The 18,564-nt window shown below is 71.6% G+C and carries 15 protein-coding genes; 6 read left to right on the forward strand and 9 right to left on the reverse strand.

Annotated features, from left to right (window positions below):
* Positions 1-79: 79 nt before the first annotated feature.
* The 6 genes from HUT12_RS01075 (at position 80) to HUT12_RS01100 (ending at position 11,773) form a co-directional block, all read left to right on the forward strand.
* Positions 80-1,036 (forward strand): carbohydrate ABC transporter permease, encoded by a 957-nt coding sequence (locus HUT12_RS01075; RefSeq protein WP_131051441.1) that lies wholly within the window; start codon positions 80-82, stop codon positions 1,034-1,036.
* A gap of 12 nt (positions 1,037-1,048) precedes the next feature.
* Positions 1,049-1,936 carry a carbohydrate ABC transporter permease gene (locus HUT12_RS01080; protein ID WP_176092271.1) on the forward strand — a complete coding sequence of 296 codons (888 nt, stop codon included), beginning with the start codon at positions 1,049-1,051 and terminating at the stop codon, positions 1,934-1,936.
* A gap of 26 nt (positions 1,937-1,962) precedes the next feature.
* The gene (locus HUT12_RS01085) at positions 1,963-3,600 is read left to right on the forward strand and encodes a glycoside hydrolase family 13 protein (protein WP_176092272.1); all 1,638 of its coding nucleotides are present in this window, start codon (positions 1,963-1,965) and stop codon (positions 3,598-3,600) included.
* A 134-nt stretch (positions 3,601-3,734) separates the two neighbouring features.
* Positions 3,735-6,611 carry a discoidin domain-containing protein gene (locus HUT12_RS01090; protein ID WP_176092273.1) on the forward strand — a complete coding sequence of 959 codons (2,877 nt, stop codon included), beginning with the start codon at positions 3,735-3,737 and terminating at the stop codon, positions 6,609-6,611.
* Positions 6,612-6,713: 102 nt separating this feature from the next.
* Positions 6,714-10,721, forward strand: a complete 4,008-nt coding sequence (locus HUT12_RS01095; protein ID WP_176092274.1) for a discoidin domain-containing protein — start codon at positions 6,714-6,716, stop codon at positions 10,719-10,721.
* A 200-nt stretch (positions 10,722-10,921) separates the two neighbouring features.
* Entirely contained in the window at positions 10,922-11,773 is an 852-nt protein-coding gene (locus HUT12_RS01100; protein WP_131054667.1) for a Rieske (2Fe-2S) protein, read from the forward strand.
* Between the two features lie 14 nt (positions 11,774-11,787).
* Here the strand turns inward: HUT12_RS01100 and HUT12_RS01105 are convergent, their stop codons facing one another.
* From HUT12_RS01105 to HUT12_RS01145, 9 genes are read right to left on the reverse strand one after another with little or no spacing between them, the layout of a single operon-like run.
* Positions 11,788-12,891 (reverse strand): LysM peptidoglycan-binding domain-containing protein, encoded by a 1,104-nt coding sequence (locus tag HUT12_RS01105; RefSeq protein ID WP_176092275.1) that lies wholly within the window; start codon positions 12,889-12,891, stop codon positions 11,788-11,790.
* 15 nt (positions 12,892-12,906) lie between these two features.
* On the reverse strand, positions 12,907-13,332 hold the full coding sequence (locus tag HUT12_RS01110) for a pilus assembly protein TadG-related protein (protein WP_131054669.1): 426 nt from the start codon (positions 13,330-13,332) through the stop codon (positions 12,907-12,909).
* The gene (locus HUT12_RS01115; protein WP_131054670.1) at positions 13,329-13,793 is read right to left on the reverse strand and encodes a TadE/TadG family type IV pilus assembly protein; all 465 of its coding nucleotides are present in this window, start codon (positions 13,791-13,793) and stop codon (positions 13,329-13,331) included. Before HUT12_RS01115 ends, HUT12_RS01110 begins: the two co-directional genes overlap by 4 nt.
* The gene (locus tag HUT12_RS01120) at positions 13,778-14,188 is read right to left on the reverse strand and encodes a TadE/TadG family type IV pilus assembly protein (protein ID WP_131054671.1); all 411 of its coding nucleotides are present in this window, start codon (positions 14,186-14,188) and stop codon (positions 13,778-13,780) included. The genes HUT12_RS01115 and HUT12_RS01120 overlap by 16 nt, the downstream gene beginning before the upstream one ends.
* Positions 14,189-14,220: 32 nt before the next feature.
* Entirely contained in the window at positions 14,221-14,448 is a 228-nt protein-coding gene (locus HUT12_RS01125) for a hypothetical protein (RefSeq protein ID WP_131054672.1), read from the reverse strand.
* A 28-nt stretch (positions 14,449-14,476) separates the two neighbouring features.
* The gene (locus HUT12_RS01130) at positions 14,477-15,340 is read right to left on the reverse strand and encodes a type II secretion system F family protein (RefSeq protein ID WP_176092276.1); all 864 of its coding nucleotides are present in this window, start codon (positions 15,338-15,340) and stop codon (positions 14,477-14,479) included.
* Positions 15,337-16,239 carry a type II secretion system F family protein gene (locus tag HUT12_RS01135; protein ID WP_131057675.1) on the reverse strand — a complete coding sequence of 301 codons (903 nt, stop codon included), beginning with the start codon at positions 16,237-16,239 and terminating at the stop codon, positions 15,337-15,339. Before HUT12_RS01135 ends, HUT12_RS01130 begins: the two co-directional genes overlap by 4 nt.
* Positions 16,240-16,242: 3 nt before the next feature.
* The gene (locus HUT12_RS01140) at positions 16,243-17,772 is read right to left on the reverse strand and encodes a CpaF family protein (RefSeq protein WP_176092277.1); all 1,530 of its coding nucleotides are present in this window, start codon (positions 17,770-17,772) and stop codon (positions 16,243-16,245) included.
* Positions 17,762-18,562, reverse strand: a complete 801-nt coding sequence (locus tag HUT12_RS01145) for a ParA family protein (RefSeq protein WP_131056961.1) — start codon at positions 18,560-18,562, stop codon at positions 17,762-17,764. Before HUT12_RS01145 ends, HUT12_RS01140 begins: the two co-directional genes overlap by 11 nt.
* Positions 18,563-18,564: the final 2 nt, after the last annotated feature.

The raw sequence follows: 18,564 nt of genomic DNA on the forward strand, positions 1-18,564 counted from the left end.
CGGGTGGGGACCGGCCCGCCGGCCCCCACCCGCACCACCGCCGTACCACCCAGGTCGTCCCACCCCACCAGGAGTTGCCTTGGCGATCACCGCTGCCCCGGCCGCCACCCGAGCCCCGGGGCGAACCCCCTCACCGGCCCCGGCCGGGCCGCCTCGGTCCAGCCTCGGCCGCAAGGTCCGGGACAACCTCACCGGGCACGCGTTCCTGATCGGTGCGGTGCTCTGCTTCGCGGTCTTCTCCTGGTACCCGATGGTCCGGGGCGTGGTGATGAGCTTCCAGCGCACCCGGCGCGGCGAGACCACCTGGGTCGGCTGGGACAACTACCTGCGCATCCTCGACGACCCCAGCTTCGCCACGGCCTGGCAGAACACCTTCTACTTCACCGGTCTCGCGCTCGTCCTCGGGTACGCGGTGCCGTTCTTCGTGGCGATCCTGCTCAACGAGTTCCGGCACGCCCGGGGATATCTGCGGATCCTGGTCTACCTGCCGGTGATGCTGCCCCCCGCCTCGGCCCTGTTCCTGTTCAAGTTCTACGCGTACGACCCCGGCGACGCCGGTCTGTTCAACGCGATCCTCAAGGGACTGGGCCTGCCCACCTCGCAGTGGATGCAGTCCCCGGAGATGACCGTGCCGGCCATGGTCATCGCGTCGACCTGGATGAACATGGGCAGCGCGGTGCTGATCTATCTGGCCGCCCTGCAGAACATCCCCGGTGAGCTGTACGAGGCCGCCGAACTCGACGGCGCGGGGATCTGGCGACGCATCCGGCACGTCACCATCCCGCAGACCCGGCTGATCCTCGCCCTGCTGGCGATGCTCCAGATCGTCGCCACCATGCAGCTCTTCATCGAGCCGCTGATCCTGGCCAACGGCGCGGGCGCGGAGGACTCGGCGACCTCGGTCGCGTACCTCATCTATCAGCACGGGTTCTTCCAGAACGACCTCAACGGTGCCGCCGCACTCGGCGTGATCATGCTCGTCGTGCTGGCCGGCTTCTCCGCCGTCTACCTGCGGCTGACCGCGAAACAGGACTAGGACACCGACGCCATGGCACAGGACTCCGGCACCCGTACCCTCATCTCGCAGGCGCAGCTCCGGCGCGGCCCCGGCCGGGCGATCTACTGGACGTTGCTCGTCGTCGTGGTCGTCGGCTTCACGCTGGTCTTCCTCGGGCCGCTGTACTGGATGGTCACCGGTGCGCTCAAGTCCGGTCAGGAGATCGCGCAGACCCCGCCGTCGCTGTTCCCGCAGGACCCGCAGTGGCGCAACTACGTCGACGCGTGGCACCACCTGGCCCTGGCCAAGCTGCTGTTCAACACGTTCTACTACGCGGCCGGCGCGGTGCTGTTCCAGCTCGTCTTCGACACCGCCGCGGCGTACTCGCTGTCGAAGCTGCGGCCGGTGCTCGGCTCCGCGATCCTCGGCCTGATGCTGGCCACGCTGATGATCCCGGCGATGGTCCTGATCGTCCCGCAGTACGTGACCGTGATCGACCTGCCGATCCTGAACGTCAGCCTGCTCGACTCGCCGTTCGCGATCTGGCTGCCGCTGGTCGCCAACGCCTTCAACATCTTCCTGCTCAAGCGGTTCTTCGACTCGATCCCGGAGGACCTGATGTCGGCCGCCCTGATGGACGGGGCGACGCCGCTGCGCACCCTCTGGTCGATCGTCCTGCCGATGTCCCGCCCGATCCTCGGCGTGGTCTCGATCTTCGCGGTGACCGCGGTCTGGAAGGACTTCCTCTGGCCGAAGCTGGTGATGCCCTCGCCGGAGACCCGGACGGTCAGCGTCGGCATCTACGCCTTCGCCGGCGGTACGCCGATGAACGTGGTGATCGCCGCCTCGGTGATCGCCGCGATACCGACGGTGGTCATCTTCCTGATCTTCCAACGGAACATCATGTCCGGCCTGACCACCGGCGGACTCAAGGGCTAGCCCCCAAACGCAGAAAGCAGGTGCTCGTGTCCCCAGCAGACAGCGGTCCGTGGTGGCGAGGCGCGGTGATCTACCAGGTGTACCCCCGGAGCTTCGCCGACGGCAACGGTGACGGCATCGGCGACGTGGCCGGCATCCGCTCCCGGCTGGGCTACCTCGCCACGCTCGGGGTCGACGCGATCTGGTTCAGCCCCTGGTATCCCTCGCCGATGGCCGACGCCGGCTACGACGTGGCCGACTACCGCGACATCGACCCGGTCTTCGGCACGCTGGGCGAGGTGGAGGCGTTGATCGCCGAGGCGCACGCGGTCGGTATCCGGACCATCGTCGACGTGGTGCCGAACCACTGCTCCGACGCGCATCCCTGGTTCCGGGCCGCGCTGGCCGGGGGGCCGGACGCCCCCGAGCGGGAGCTGTTCTGGTTCCGCCCGGGACGAGGCCCCGACGGTGACCAGCGCCCCACCGACTGGGTCGGCGAGTTCGGCGGCCCCACCTGGACCCGGACCACAGACCCGGACGGTCGTCCCGGTGACTGGTACCTGCACCTGTTCGCTCCGGAGCAGCCGGACTTCAACTGGGACCACCCCCAGGTCCGCGCCGAGTTCGAGGACGTCCTGCGCTTCTGGTTCGACCGGGGAGTGGACGGCATCCGGATCGACTCCGCCGGACTGCTGGTCAAGGACGCCACGTTGCCCGAGGTGACGGCAGACCGGCCGCACCCGTTCCACGACCTCGACGGGGTGCACGAGATATACCGGGACTGGCGACGGATCGCGGACGCGTACCCGGGGGAGCGGGCGTTGATCGGGGAGGTGTGGCTGCCCGACCGGCAGCGGTTCGCCGCCTACCTGCGGCCCGACGAACTGCACGCGGCCTTCAACTTCGACTTCCTCGGCTGCGCCTGGGACGCCGCCGCGCTGCGGGAGAGCATCGACGGCACGCTGCACGCCCACGCGCCGGTCGGCGCGCCGGCCACCTGGGTCCTCTCCAACCACGACGTCACCCGGCACGTCACCCGGTACGGCCGGGCGGACACCACGTTCAGCTTCGCCGCCAAACGCGAGGGCATCCCGACCGACCTGGAACTGGGCACCCGGCGGGCCCGCGCCGCCGCGCTGCTGTCCCTGTCGCTACCGGGTGCCGCCTACGTCTACCAGGGCGAGGAACTGGGTCTCTGGGAGGTCGAGGACATCCCGTACGAGCTGCGCCAGGACCCGATGTGGGAGCGGTCCGGGCGGATCGACCCGGGTCGGGACGGGTGCCGCGTACCCCTGCCGTGGTCGGGGGAGTCGCCGCCGTTCGGCTTCGGTCCGGACGGTGCGCAGGCCACGCCGTGGCTGCCGCAACCGGCCGACTGGAAGGACCGCACCGCCGACGCGCAGGCCGGTGACGACCGGTCGATGTTGGAGCTGTACCGGGCCGCCATCGCCGTCCGCCGCGCCGAACCGGCGCTCGGCGACGGGCCGATGGCCTGGCTGCCCGCCCCGGACGGGGTGCTGGCGTTCCGGCGGGACCCCGGTTTCGCCTGCGCGGTGAACCTCTCCACGGTGGCGGTACCGCTACCGCCGCACACCGGTCGGCTGCTCGCCAGCGGGCCGCTCGACGACGACCTGCTGCCGCCGGACACCGCCGTCTGGCTGCGGACCGCACCCGAATCCGCCTAGTTCCGCGCCCGGTGTCGGCGGCTCCGTCCCGCCGCCGGCACCGGGCGCGTCCGGAACCGACGAGGAGGTGACGGCAGCACCGGCACCATCACCACGGGGGACCTGGCCACCTGAGGAAAGGGAGAGCGCCGCTCATGGCCGACCACACCGTCTCGCACCACCCCCATCCACCCGGCCACCGGCTCCGCACCACGCTGGCCGCCCTCACCGGCACCGCCCTCGCCGCCGCCTCGATCTCGGTCGTCACCCTCGCCGGGACCGCGACCCCGGCACGCGCCGCCGGGCTCAGCCCGTTCGACATCGTCGGTCGGGGCGCCACCGTCGCGTTCGTCGAGCTCGAGGCCGAGTACGCCGCGCACACCGGCACCCGGATCGGCCCGGACCGCCGTTACGGCACCTTGCCGTCGGAGGCCAGCGGCCGGGAGGCGGTCACCCTCGACGCGGTCGGGGAGTACGTCGAGTTCACTCTCACCGCACCCGCGAACGCGGTGACGTTCCGCTACAGCCTCCCCGACAACGCCGCCGGCACCGGCCGGGACGCCACGATCGACCTGCGGGCCAACGGCAGCCTGGTCAAACCGGTGCCGGTGACCTCGAAGTACGGCTGGTACTACGGCGGTTACCCGTTCAACAACAACCCCGGTGACGTCAACCCGCACCACTTCTACGACGAGGCGCGGACGCTCTTCGGCACCACCTACCCGACCGGTACGAAGATCAGGCTCCAGGTCTCGTCGACCGCGCAGTCCCCGACGTTCACCATCGACCTGGCCGACTTCGAGCTGGTCGCCGCGCCGATCACCAAGCCGGCGAACGTGCTCGACGTGGTCACCGACTTCGGTGCCGACCCGACCGGCGCGACCGACTCCACCGCCCGCTTCCAGGCCGCCGTCGACGCCGGGAAGGCCCAGGGGCGTACGGTCTGGATCCCGCCGGGCACCTTCACGCTCTGGGACCACGTGGTGGTCGACGGGGTGACCCTGCGCGGGGCGGGGCCGTGGCACTCGGTGCTCGGCGGCCGACACCCCACCGACCGGAAGCGGGCCGCCGGCGTCTACGGCAAGTACGTCTCCGGCGGCGGATACCGGGGCGAGATCCGGCCGCACGAGGCGGGCGGGCCCAGCCGCAACGTGGAGCTGCGCGACTTCGCCATCATCGGTGACATCCGGGAACGCGTCGACGACGACCAGGTCAACGCCATCGGTGGGGCGATGTCGGACTCGGTGGTGGACAACCTGTGGCTCCAGCACACCAAGGTCGGCGCGTGGATGGACGGGCCGATGGACAACTTCACCCTCCGCAACAGCCGGATCCTGGACCAGACCGCCGACGGGGTGAACTTCCACTGGGGAGTCACCAACTCGACGGTCACCAACACGTTCGTCCGCAACACCGGTGACGACGCGCTGGCGATGTGGGCGGACACCGTGCCGAACGTGGGCAACTCCTTCACCCGCAACACCATCGGCGTGACCGTTCTCGCCAACCACCTGGTCACGTACGGCGGTCGGGACATCCGCATAACCGACAACGTCACCGCCGACTCGGTCACCAACGGTGGTGGCATCCACGTGGCGAACCGGTACACCGGAGTGCAGGGTGCGACCGCGGTGGCCGGCACGATCACCGTGGCGCGCAACACGCTGATCCGGAACGGCAACTCCGACTACAACTGGCGGTTCGGGGTCGGCGCGATCTGGTTCTCCGCGTTGAACGAGCCGCTCCAGGGCGCGTCGATCCAGGTCAGCGACACCGACATCCTGGACAGCTCGTATGCGGCGCTGCACTGGATCGAGGGCGTCAGCAGCGGCATCAGCTTCACCAACGTCCGCATCGACGGCACCGGCACGTACGCGCTCCAGGTGCAGGCGCCCAGCCAGGTCTCCTTCACCAACGTACGGGCCACCGGCATCGCCCAGCCCAACCCGATCCACAACTGTGTGGGCAGCGGCTTCCAGATCAGCCAGGGTGCCGGCAACTCCGGCTGGTACACCGCCAACCCGTACTGCGGTCCGTGGCCGGAACCGCAGTGGGGCGGCGGCCCGACGAGCCCGCCACCGACCACCCCACCGCCGACCACCCCACCGCCGACCACCCCACCTCCCACCACGCCGCCCCCGACCACGCCGCCGCCGGGCGGGAACCTGGCCCAGGGACGGCCGGTCGTCGCGTCCAGCCACAATCAGACCTACCAGGCGGGCAACGCGGTCGACGGCAACGCGGGCACGTACTGGGAGAGCGGCGGCACCGCGTTCCCGCAGACGCTCACCGTCGATCTCGGCGCGGCCCGTGCCGTCGACCGGGTCGTGCTCAGGCTGCCGGCCGGCTGGGAGCGGCGGACGCAGGCGCTGTCGGTGTCGGGCTCGATCGACGGCAGCTCGTGGACCACGCTCGCCGCCTCGGCGGGACGGGTCTTCGACCCGGCCACCGGCAACAACGTGTCGATCGGTCTGCCTTCCGGTGACCGCCGGTTCGTCCGGCTGAGCATCACCGGCAACACCGGCTGGCCGGCGGCGCAGATCGCCGAGTTCGAGGTGTACGGCGGCAGCACCCCGCCGCCGACCACCCCACCGCCCACCACCGCGCCACCGACCGGCAACCTGGCCCAGGGACGGCCGGTAGTGGCGACCAGCCACGTCGACGTGTACGCGGCGGGTAACGCGGTCGACGGCAACGCGGGCACGTACTGGGAGAGCGCCAACAACGCGTTCCCGCAGACGCTCACCGTCGACCTCGGCACCGCCCGTCCGGTGGGTCGGGTGGTGCTCAGGCTGCCACCGTCACCGGCCTGGCAGACGCGTACCCAGACGGTGTCGGTGCTCGGTTCCACCGACGGCACCACCTGGACCACGCTCGCCGCCTCGGCGGGCCGCACCTTCGACCCGGCCACCGGCAACAGCGTGTCGATCAGCCTCACCACCGGTGACCGCCGGTTCGTCCGGCTCAGCGTCACCGGCAACACCGGCTGGCCGGCGGCGCAGATCGCCGAGTTCGAGGTCCACGCCACCTGACCCGTGGGTGGGCCCCGCACGCCGAGGCGGGGCCCACCCACGCCGTAAGAGCGCCACCCGGTAACGCCTCTCCACATCCCCGGAAGAAGGTGTCGATCCCCCATGTCCAGACTCCGTACCCGGCTGTCCGCCGTGCTCGTCGCGGTCGGCCTCGTCCTCACCGCGGCCCCCGCACCGCCGGCCGCCGCAGCCGGTGGGCCCAACCTGGCCGCCGGCCGTCCGGCCACCGCCAGCAGCGTCAACGGCTCGTTCGTCGCGGCCAACGTCACCGACGGCAACGCCGGCACCTACTGGGAGAGCGGTGGTGCCCTCCCGCAGTGGGTGCAGGTCGACCTGGGCTCCGCCCACTCCGTCGACCAGGTCAAACTGAAACTGCCGGCCGGCTGGGAGTCCCGCACCCAGACGCTGTCGGTGCAGGGCAGCACCACCGGCAGCGCCTTCGCCACGATCGCCGGTTCGGCCGGCCGCACCTTCAGCCCGGCCGGTGGCAACACGGTCACCCTCGACTTCCCGGCCACCACCACCCGGTACGTGCGGATCGCGATCACCGCGAACACCGGCTGGTCCGCCGCGCAACTCGCCGAGTTGGAGGTGTACGGCGCAGTGGCCTCGTCGGCCAACCTGGCGGCCGGTCGGAGCATGTCCGCCAGCGGCCACGCCGACGTCTACGTCGCCGGCAACGCCAACGACGGCAACCAGAGCAGCTACTGGGAGAGCCCGAACAACGCCCTCCCGCAGTGGATCCAGGTGGACCTGGGCGCCACGGTCACCGTCGACCGGCTGGTGCTCAAACTGCCCGCCGGGTGGGGCGCGCGCACTCAGACGGCGACCGTGCAGGGCAGCACCACCGGTACGAACTTCACCACCCTGGTCGCCTCCACCGGGTACGCCTTCAACCCGGCCAGCGGCAACACGGTGAGCATCACCGTCGGCTCGGCCGCCACCCGCTACGTCCGGTTGCTGGTCACCGCGAACACCGGCTGGTCGGCGGGGCAACTGGCCGAGATCGAGGTGTACGGCCCGGCCACCGGTGACACCCAGCCGCCGTCCGCGCCGACGAACCTGGCGTTCACCGAGCCGGGCAGTGGGCAGGTGCGGTTGACGTGGTCGGCGTCGACGGACAACGTCGGGGTGACCGGGTACGACGTGTATGCCAACGGTGCGTTGCGGGCGAGTGTGTCGGGTACGACGTTGGCGTTCTCGGACACGCAGCCGGCGAGTGCCACGGTGTCGTACGTGGTACGGGCCAGGGACGCGGCGGGCAACATCTCCGCGAACAGCAACACCGTCACCCGTACCGGCAGCACGCCCGGCGGCACCGACCTGGCCGCCGGCAAGCCGGCCACCGCCTCGTCGATGGTGCACGTCTTCGCCGCGGCCAACGCCGTCGACGGCGACGTCACCACCTACTGGGAGGGGGCACCGGGCGCGTACCCGGGCACGTTGACGGTCGCGCTCGGCGCCAACGCCAGCGTCAGCGCGATCGTGGTGAAGCTGAACCCGGACCCGGCGTGGGGTCCGCGCACCCAGACCTTCTCGGTGCTCGGCCGGGAGCAGTCCGCCTCCGGCTTCAGCACGCTGGTCGGCTCGGCGACCTACTCGTTCAGCCCGGCGGGCAGCAACACGGTCACCATCCCGGTCTCGGCGACCGCCGCCGACGTGCGACTCTCCTTCACCGCCAACACCGGGTCGTCGAACGGGCAGGTCGCCGAACTCCAGGTGATCGGCACCCCGGCACCGAACCCGGACCTCACCGTCACCACGGTGACCTCCGCCCCGGCCAACCCGGTGGAGACCGATCAGCTCACGCTCACCGCCACCGTCCGCAACGCGGGCACCCTGGCCGCCGGCGCGACCACGGTCGACTTCGCCCTGGACGGGACGAAGGTGGGCCAGGCGGCCGTCGGCGCGCTCGCCGCCGGTGCGTCGACGAGCGTGTCGACCACCGTCTCGGCCCGGAACGCGGGCAGTTACCAGCTCAGCGCCACGGTCGACCCGGCGAACACGATCATCGAGCAGAACGAGGGCAACAACGCGTACACGAACCCGACCCGGCTGACGGTCGGCCCGGTGGCCAGCTCCGACCTGGTCGCCTCGGCGGTCACCTGGTCACCGGGTACACCCGGCGCGGGTGCCACCGTCCGCTTCTCGGTGACCCTGCGCAACCAGGGCACCGTCGCCTCGGCGAGCGGGTCGCACGGCATCACGCTGACCGTGCTGAACGACGCCGGCACGGCGGTGCGGACGCTCACCGGATCGACGGGCGGCGGCATCGGCGCGGGTGTCACGGCGAGCCCGGTCGACCTGGGCACCTGGACGGCGGCCAACGGCCGGTACACCGTCCGGGTGGTGATCGCCGCCGACGCCAACGAACTGCCGGTGAAGCGGGCCAACAACACCAGCGAACGTCCGCTGTTCGTGGGACGCGGCGCCAACCTGCCGTACGACCACTACGAGGCCGAGGAGGGCTCGGTCGGCGGCGGAGCCCAGGTGATCGGGCCGAACCGGACCATCGGCGACCTGGCCGGAGAGGCGTCCGGCCGGCGGGCGGTGACCCTCAACACCACCGGCGCGTACGTCGAGTGGACCACCAAGGCGCCGGCCAACGCCCTGGTCACCCGCTTCTCCATCCCGGACGCCCCGAACGGAGGCGGGATCACCTCGACGTTGAACATCTATGTCAACGGGGTGCTGCACAAGCCGATCAGCCTCACCTCGAAGCACATCTGGCTGTACGGCGCCGAGGCCAGCCCGAGCGACTCGCCGAGCGCGGGCCCGCCCCGGCACCTCTACGACGAGGCGAACGTGCTGCTCAACTCCACCATCCCGGCCGGCAGCCGGATCCGGTTGCAGAAGGACCCGGCGAACACCACCACGTACGCCGTCGACTTCGTCGACCTGGAGCAGGTGACTCCCCGGGAGAACCCGGACCCGGCGCGGTACCGGGTGCCGAACGGGTTCAGCCACGCCGACGTGCAGAGCGCGTTGGACGCGGTCCGGATGGACACCACCGGCAACCTGGTCGGTGTCTACCTGCCCGCCGGCACGTACGAGACCGCCCAGAAGTTCCAGGTGTACGGCAAGGCGGTGAAGGTGGTCGGCGCCGGCATGTGGTTCACCCGGTTCCAGACGCCGTCGTCGCAGCAGAACACCGACGCCGGGTTCCGGGTGGAGCCGAGCGCCAGCGGGTCGACCTTCTCCCACCTGGCGTTCTTCGGCAACTACACGGTCCGGCAGGACGGGCCCGGCAAGGTCTGGGGTGAACTCAAGGACGTCGACGACCTCACCCTGGACAACGTCTGGGTCGAGCACACGGTCTGCGCGTACTGGGGGGTGAGCGTCAGCGGCCTGAAGATCACCGACAGCCGCTTCCGGAACACCTTCGCCGACGCGGTGAACCTGACCAACGGCAGCACCGACAACCTGGTCAGCAACTCGGAGGGCAGGTCCAACGGCGACGACGCCTTCGCGCTCTTCTCCGCGACCGACCAGGGCGCGTCGACCGGCAACCACGGCAACGTGTTCGAGAACCTGACCGCCACGTTGACCTGGCGGGCGGCCGGGATCGCCGTGTACGGCGGCTACGACAACGTGTTCCGCAACCTCTACATCGCGGACATGCTGACGTACTCGGGCATCACCATCAGTTCACTGGACTTCGGATATCCGTTCGTCGGATTCGGGTCCAGCCCACCGACCCGTTTCGAGAACATCTCGTTGGTCCGGGCCGGTGGTCATTTCTGGGGTGCGCAGACCTTCCCGGCGATCTGGGTGTTCTCCGCGTCCAAGGAGTTCCGGGGCATCCGCGTCAGCGACGTGGACATCGTCGACCCGACCTACTCCGGCATCATGTTCCAGACCAAGTACACCGGCAGTCAACCGGAGAACCCGATCACCGACACGGTCTTCACCAACGTGTCGATCAGCGGTGCCCGGCGCAGCGGTGACGCCTTCGACGCCAAGTCGGGCTTCGGGATCTGGGTCAACGAGATGCCCGAGGCGGGTCAGGGCCCGGCAGTCGGCTCGGTCACCTTCACCAACCTGCGGTTGAGCGACAACTGGCAGGACATCCGCAACACCACGTCCACCTTCACCATCAACCGCAACTGACCCACACTCCGCCCTCACGTCGATAGCCGGCCCTGACGTCGATCATGGAGTTGTGGCACTCCCGATAGCCCACAAGAAGGGCAAAGAGTCCGCCACAACTCTTTGATCGCGGGGGTCCGTCGGAGACGGCGTGACACGGTCGCCGACGGTTCGTCCCCGACGACCGGTTTGCGCCCGCGTACGGCGGGAAGTCGGTACGGGTGCGAGCGTTGTTGACGAAGATCGAGCAAGCGTCCGGGCTGGACCGGTTCGGTGACCGGTTGCAGCGAGCGGTGCAGGGCACCCTGCGCGGGCAGCGGGTCCGGGACCTGCTGCACGGTGTCTGGCTGGGTCATCCGCTGCACCCGGCGATGGTGCAGGTGCCGGTGGGCTCGTGGGTCAGTGCGGCGATCCTGGACCTGATGCCGGGCCAGCGTCGAGCCGCCACCACGCTCACCACCATCGGCACGGTGAGCGCGTTGCCGGCGGCCGTCGCCGGGCTCAACGACTGGGCCGCGCTCTCCCGTGACCAGCGTCGGGTCGGCCTGGTGCACGCCGCCTCGAACACCGTCGCGCTGGTCCTCTACTCCGGCTCGGTGGCCGCGCGGTTCTCCGGCCGCCACCAACTCGGCCGGACCCTCGGCTGGCTCGGGCTCGGTGCCGCCGGTGCCGGCGCGTACCTGGGGGGACACCTGGCGTACAAGCAGGGTGCCCAGGTCAACGTGAGCGTCTCCGACCTGCACCTGATCAGCGACGGTTGGCACTCGGTCGCCGAGATGGCCACGCTGCCGCAGCGGCAACTGGTGACCCGCAAGGTGGACGACGTCTCGGTGATCCTCTATCGGCACGGCGACGACGTCACGGTGATGCTCGAACGCTGCCCGCACCAGAGCGGCCCGCTCGGCGAGGGCGAGGTCACCGAGATCGACGGCCACGCCTGCGTGGTGTGTCCGTGGCACGGCAGCACCTTCCGCCTCAACGGCGGCGAGGTGGTGCACGGCCCGTCCGGCAACGACCAGCAGACCCTGCCGACCCGGGTGGTCGCGGGCCGGGTGGAGGCCCGGCTGCCGTGAGGCGACGGCCCCGGTCAGTCCTTGCGGTGACGGCCGACCGGCAGTTCGGCGGGCGGACCGCTCCGGACCGGCTGCCGGGTGGCGGCCACCGGCACCGGGCGACGCCGTAGGCCGAGCACCGCACCGATCTGGGCCCCCACGATGCTGGCCACGGCGAGCACCGCCGAGATGGCGAGCGGACGGTTCACCCGGTCCGGTTCACCGGCCCGTGCCGCGCCCACCGTCACCACCGGCGGATGCCCCTCCGGTGCCTCGTCGTGCGGTGCCGGCCGTCCCTGCGGCGTGGCGGCGGGAGAGGGCGGCGTGGGCGCGGCGGACTCCGGCTGCTCCACATCCGGCTTCGACGGCGTCGGCCTCGACGGCGTCGGACGCGACTGCTCGGGAGCGGGACGGGCCTGCGCACCGACCAGCCGGCCGGTCGCGTGCGGCCGGGCACCCTGGTCGTCCGCGTTGGCCGGCAGCGTGATCAGTTGGCCGGGGCGGATCCGGTCCGGGTCCCGCAGCTTGTTGAGCGCGGCCAACTCCCGGTAGTCCTCGAAGTCGTCCAGGTAACGGTCGGCGACCTTGCCGAGGTAGTCGCCCTTCGCCACCTTGTATACCGGCGCGTCGGCGGTCGCGCGTTCCGTCCCCGAGGACACCGGCTCGTACGCCGTGGGCGGCCCGGCGAGCGTCGCGGTGGCCGCCGCCGGCGCCGAGTAGGCGGGGGCGGTGTAGGCCGTGGTGGCGGCCGTGGCCGCCGGGCTGGCGGCGATGATCAACGCGACCGAGCCGACCAGGGCCGCCGCCGCCCGCTGCTGCCGACCCATCCCGGGCAGCCGGGGCGCCGGGCGGCGCAGCGACTGCGCGCCCAACTCCACGAGCACCGACAGCGCGAAGCTGGCCCAGCCGAACCAGCCGACGATCGCCAACGCCCGCAGGAAGAGTTGCCCGTCGTCCCGGCTGGTCAGCGTGGTGCCGATCTCCGCGAGTGTGGGCACGTGGTCCGGCAGAGGGTTGCCGGCGAACGCCACCAACGCGATCGGACCGCCGACCAGCAGACCGATCAGCACCACCAGTGCGCCGAATCCGGTCAGCACCCGACCGACCCGCCGTACGGCGGTGCCACCCGATGCGGCCATGGCTACCTTCCTTCCCTAGGGAGCCCCGGTCAGCGCCCGCGCGGTCGCCTCACCGGAGACGGTGACGGTGTTGGAGAAGCCGAAGAGGCCGAGCATCGCCCGGCGGTAGGTGACGGACACCCGTACCCGGATGACGGTCTCGCCGTCGACCACCGGGAAGGTCACGTCGTGGCCGGTGGCCCCGGCGGCGGCGAGGTAGTCCGCGACGGCCGCGCGGGCCTCGGTCTGGTCGATGCGCTTCGGGCCGCCCTCGATGGCGGTCGCCCGGTCGATGGCCTGGCCACCGGTCCGGGCCGCCTCGGCGGCCAGGTTCTCGGCGCGTTGCAGTGTGCGGAGCTGACCGGCGCCGTCGAACGCCATGCCGATGATGCCGAGCACGCCGATCATCGCCACGGCGAGGAAGATGCTCACCCGCCCGGCGTCCCCGCGCCCGGCCGTCATCCCCGGCTCCGGTAACGGTCCAACGGCGAGGTGAACGAGGCGGTGACCCGGTTTCCGCTCGGCATCCTCAGGACGGAGATCCTGATGTCCTGGTAGGAGACGGTACAAGCGATCTGCACGGTGACCGTGGCGTCCTGCCCGACGGAGCTGCTGAAGGCTTGACCGAAGGTGGTGGACCGTCCGTCGACCGATCCGCTGAAGGTCACCTGCGGCTCGCCGGAGCAGGCCAACCCCCTCCAGTCGAGCTGGCTGCGGACCGCGTCGAGGGCCTCGGTGCGGGCGGTGCGGGCGTCGCGGGAGATGGAGGCCGCGCGGGCGGCGTCGTGTGCCGCCGCCTCCAGTGCCTCGCTGGCCACCGCGGTACGCCCGGCGACTCCGGCCAGCACCATCATGGCCAGGAACGCGGGTGCCAGGACGGCCACCTCGATCGAGACCGAGCCCCGGCTCATGGTGCGGTCCATCGTTCCGCCGTCCCGTGTGCGGTCTCTTCGATGGAGAAGCTGACTCCCGGCACCACCGACAGAGAGCGGCCGGTCACCGTGCACGTCACGTCGGTGGCCGAGGTGACGCAGCTCGGCCCTGGTTCGTCCCAGTCGACCAGCCAGCCACCGGCCTGGGTGAGGAAGCGCGCGGCGCGTTCCTCGCCGGCCCCGGCCGGAGCCTGGTGAAGCCGCTGTGCGTTGACTCCGCTCTGTGCCGCGTTGAGCGCGGTGGACCTGGCGACAAAGACGGCGGCCACCTGGATCGAGCCGAACAGCAGGATCAGGATCGCCGGTAGCGCCACCGCCAACTCCACCGGGTTGCCGCCGCGTTCGCCGTCACCGGGCAGCCGAGGGTGCCGGATGGCCGTGACCATCCGGCACCCGGCGTAGCGGCGGCGGCGCATCGTCACGGTGCCGGCGGCCCGGGGATGCGGCCCATCCAGTTGTTGGCGGCGGTCAGGGCCGCTGCCGTGACCGCCAACGCCACCGTCACCAGGCCGAAGATGATCACGGCGGTCGGTACGGGGCTGTCGCCACGGTCCCCCCGCAGGTACACAAGCCGCGCCCGCAGCGCGGTCTGTACGTGGGTCAGCCGCACGCCCAGCGCGGCGTTCAGTTCGGTGAGGACGGACATCGGGGGCTCCTTCGGTTGAGGTCGAGTGCTAAAGGCGGGCGAGGAAGGGATAGATGGCGAAGCCGAGCAGGACGAAGACCAGCAGCGCGCCGGGAATGTCGAGCCGGCTGGTCACTCCCTCGGCCCGGGCCAGGTTGTCGGTGCGGATCTGGTCGCGCAGCGAGTCGGCGCGGCTGCGCAGGGTCTCGTGCACCTGGGCGCCCTCGCTGCCGGACGAGCGCATGATCGCGCCGACGTCGCCCAGCTCGGGGATGCCGATCCGGTCGGAGAGGCCGCGGAGTTCGTCCCAGGGCGAGTGCATCTGCATCTGGGCCATGCGCAGTGCCTCGGAGATCCGGTCGAAGACCCAGCCCTCACAGATGGCGGCGGCCCGCTCCAACGACTGCACCGGGCCGTGCGCGGCGGAGAGCTGCAACGCGACCAGATCCAGGTAGGTACAGACCGCCTGCCGGAACTCGTCCCGGGCCGCCTCCGCGCGGGCGATCATCGACCGGTGCGCGACCAGCGCGCAGAGCACTGCCAGACCGAGGCTGCCCAGCACCGGTACGGTCAGCGGCAGCGAGACGCCCACGGCCAACAGCGTGAAGCCGAGCAGGGCCGGTGCGGCGAGCCCGATCAACGCGGACAGCAGCATGGAGAGGGCGTACTGCTCGGGGGTGCGGTCGAGCAGGGCCAGTTGCCGGTGCGGCGGGCGCAGCCAGCGGGCCAGCCCGGTCAGCCAGTCCAGCCGGCGGTCGGCCGGACCGAGCCGGGTCGCGCCCGGCGGCTGGTGCAGTCGCCGCAGAGCCGGACCGAGCGCCGGGGTCGCCGGCACCAGCTCGCGCACGATCAGGTACACGCCCAGCCCGACCACGGCACCGCTGAGCACCGCGATGGTGAGGTGCAGGTTCACGCCACCACCTCCCGGGGATCGGGGGCGGGCAGGAAGCGGGCCGGTCGCGGCGGCTGACTCATCGAGCGCACCCAGGCCAGCAGGCCGACGAAGGCAGCGCCGAGCACCGCCATCACCACCTGGCCGAACGGCGTGTCGTACGGCTGCACGTATTCGCGGTTGAGCAGCCCGTACCCGATGGTGGCCAGGGTCATCCCGGTCAGGAAGCGGACCGCGAACCGGGGTTGGGTGCGCTTGGCCTCGATCTCGCGTCTGGTGGCGACCTCGGCGGACGCCGCCGCGGCGATCGAGCCGAGGACGTCGCCGAGGCGTTCGCCCCGGTCGGTGAGGTGCAGGATGAGCGCCGCCACCACCTGGTCGCAGACCGGGTCGCCGATGTCGTCGGCGAACGCCAGCAGGGCGGAGCGGGCCAGCCACCCGGCCTGGAGCCGGGCGGCGAGCAGGCGTATCTCCTCCTGGATCTCCTCCGGTGCGGTGCCGACGGTGCCGATGATCGCCTGCTGGAGACCCTGCCCGGTGGAGGAGACGTCCTTGAGGCGGCGGGTCCACTCGCCGACCGCCTCGATCCGCGCGATCGCCCGCCGTTCCGCCCGGCCGACCGAGAAGAGCCACGGCGTACCGGGCACCGCCACGGCGACCAGCAGCCCGACCACCGGTAGCCCGGTCACCAGGAAGGCCAGCGCGCCCGCGACCACCGCGCCGATCAGCAACGCCTGATGGGTCTGCTGTTCGCGCAGCGTGGTGCCGGAGCCACGCCACAGCCGGCTGAGTCCCGGGCCCGCGCCGGGTGCCGGGCCGGGCGGGCGACGCGTGCCGACCAGCGCGACGACCGTGAGCACCAGCCCGGCCACACAGGCCGCCCCGGAGACCACCGCGATGAGTTGGATGTTGTCGAGCACGGGTCACCGCCGCCCGAGTCGGGTCTGCTTGGGGCGTCGCCACGCGCCCTGGCCGGCCTCGATCCAGCGGCTGAGCAGCCGGGCGTCGTAGCCCACCCGCAGCAGTTGGCCGCGGACCCGTTCCGGCAGGTGCCGGGGGACGGCCCGGCCGTCCGGGCCCGGTCCGAACACCTGGGTGGTGGTGATGCGGCTGCTCTCGCCGACGCCGAGCACCTCCTCGACGTGCGACACGAACCGGTGCTTGCGGCCACCGATCCCGGTCTCGTCCTCCACGTTGACATAGACGATGAGGTCGAGGGCGTTGCCGGCCATCCGGCGGGCCTGGTCGACGGTCATCTCGCGGCCGTGCGCCAGCGCCAACTCGATGATCCGCTCGCTCACCCCAGCGGGGGTACGCGCGTGGATCGTGCACATCGACCCCCGGCTGGTGGTCATCGCCTGGAGCATCGGCACGATCTCCCGGGACCGCACCTCGCCGACGATGATCCGCAGCACACCCATCCGGAGCGAGACCGGGATCAGGTCGGCGATGCTCACCTCGCCCGCCGGGCGGCCGTCCGGCCCGCGTTCGCCGTGCCCCTCCCGCGCCTCGAAGCTCATCACCGCACGGTGCCGCTGACCGCGCCGGGCCGGTAGCAACTCCCGGCTCTCCTCCAGCAGCACGTACGGCTCGTCCTGCGGGATCTCGCTCATCAGCGCCCGGATGACCGTGGTCTTACCGGCACCGGCCAGCCCGGCGACCATGATGTTCAGTCCGGCGCGCATGGACGCGCGGAGGAAGTCCCGCAGCAGCGGGTCGACCATCTCGTCCAGGTCACCCCGCGCCCCGGTCAGGTCGTCCAGGGTCACGTCGAGCGTGTTGTGCTTGCGGATGACCGCGTACGGGCGGTGGCTGACCAGGAACACGGCGGCCAACCGGCTGCCGTCGGGCAGTTGAAGGTCCAGGGTGGGCTTCGAGGTGGAGAGCGAACGCTCGGTGGCACCGGCCCGGCGGGCGGCCGCCTGGAGGATCTCCACCAGCTCGTCGTCGCTGTCCGCGATCGGGTCGGTCCAGTCCACGCCGCCGCCGTGCCGGGTGACGCGCACCTGGTCGCAGCCGAGGATGTGGACCTCCTCGATGCTGTCGTCGACGAGCAGCGTCTGGAGCCGACCGAGCCCGGCCAGCTCGGCGGTGACCTGGTCGAGCAGCAGCCGCTCCTCGCCCGCGGCCATCGGCGTACCGGCCCGGCGCACCGAGTCGGCGTACTCGGCGACCAGTTCGACCGCGAGCCGGGCCCGCTCGGTGTCCTCCTCGTCGACGCTGAACTCCCGGCCGCGCTGCCAGCGGGTGAGCCGCTCGCTCAGCTCCCGGCGCAACTCGCGGACGACCTGGAAGTCCACCCGGGGCCGGGGCGGTGGCTCGGGTGCCGTCGGCGCGACGGGCGGCGGCGTCGGCGGATGCTGCCGCCCGTTGACCGGCGGCAGCGGGGGCGCGATCGAGGTGGCGCCGGGTGGTAACCGGCGGGGGTCCGACGAGACCGGCTCAAATCGCATCCGGCACCCCCTGGGGCACCGGCCACGCCAATCGGGCCCGTCGCCGCTCCAGCAGCGCGCCGACCGGCACCTCGAGGCCCCGGGCCGCGCGCAGCAGCGGCCGGGACGCCCGGACGGTGCCGCCCAGGCTGAGCACCTCGGCGGTACGCGGATCGTGCGGCAACCGGGCGATGACCGGTGTGTGCAACGCCTTGCTGACCTCGGTCTTGCCGTGGCCACCCCCGACCAGCAGCAGCCGGAGCGTGCCGGGCTGCACCCGGTGTTCGGCGAAGTCCCGTTCGATGGTCTGGAGCATCGCGCGGGTGCCGGAGAGGTCGGGCAGTTGTGCCCGGCTCACCACCAGCACCACCGACGCGGCACGCAGCAGCGGCCACGGGGTGCCGACCACGTGCAGCCGGCCACAGTCGACAAGCACGTCGTACGGCGGGTCGCCGTGCTCCAGCCCGCCGAAGTAGTCGGCGAACCGCTGCCAGAGCGGGATGACGCTGCCGGCCTGGGCCGGGTCGACGACGCCGGGCAGCAGCAGCCGCTCGCGTCGGGGTGCGTCCAGGTCGACGAGTTGCGACCAGAACGTCGACTCCAGGCTGCCGTCGCGCAGCTCACCGACGGCCAGTTCGCCGATGCCCCGGGGGCCGTCGAGCGCACCGCCGAGGTAGCCGGCGAGCACCGAGCCGCCGGCCGGGTCGCACTCGGCCAGCACCAGCCGTCGATGCCAGCTCAACGCGCAGGCCAACGCGGTGGTGGTCACCCCCGGCGAGCCCTTGGCCGAGACCAGCGCGATGATCGCCATGC

The sequence above is a fragment of the Verrucosispora sp. NA02020 genome (assembly GCF_013364215.1).
GTDB lineage: Bacteria > Actinomycetota > Actinomycetes > Mycobacteriales > Micromonosporaceae > Micromonospora.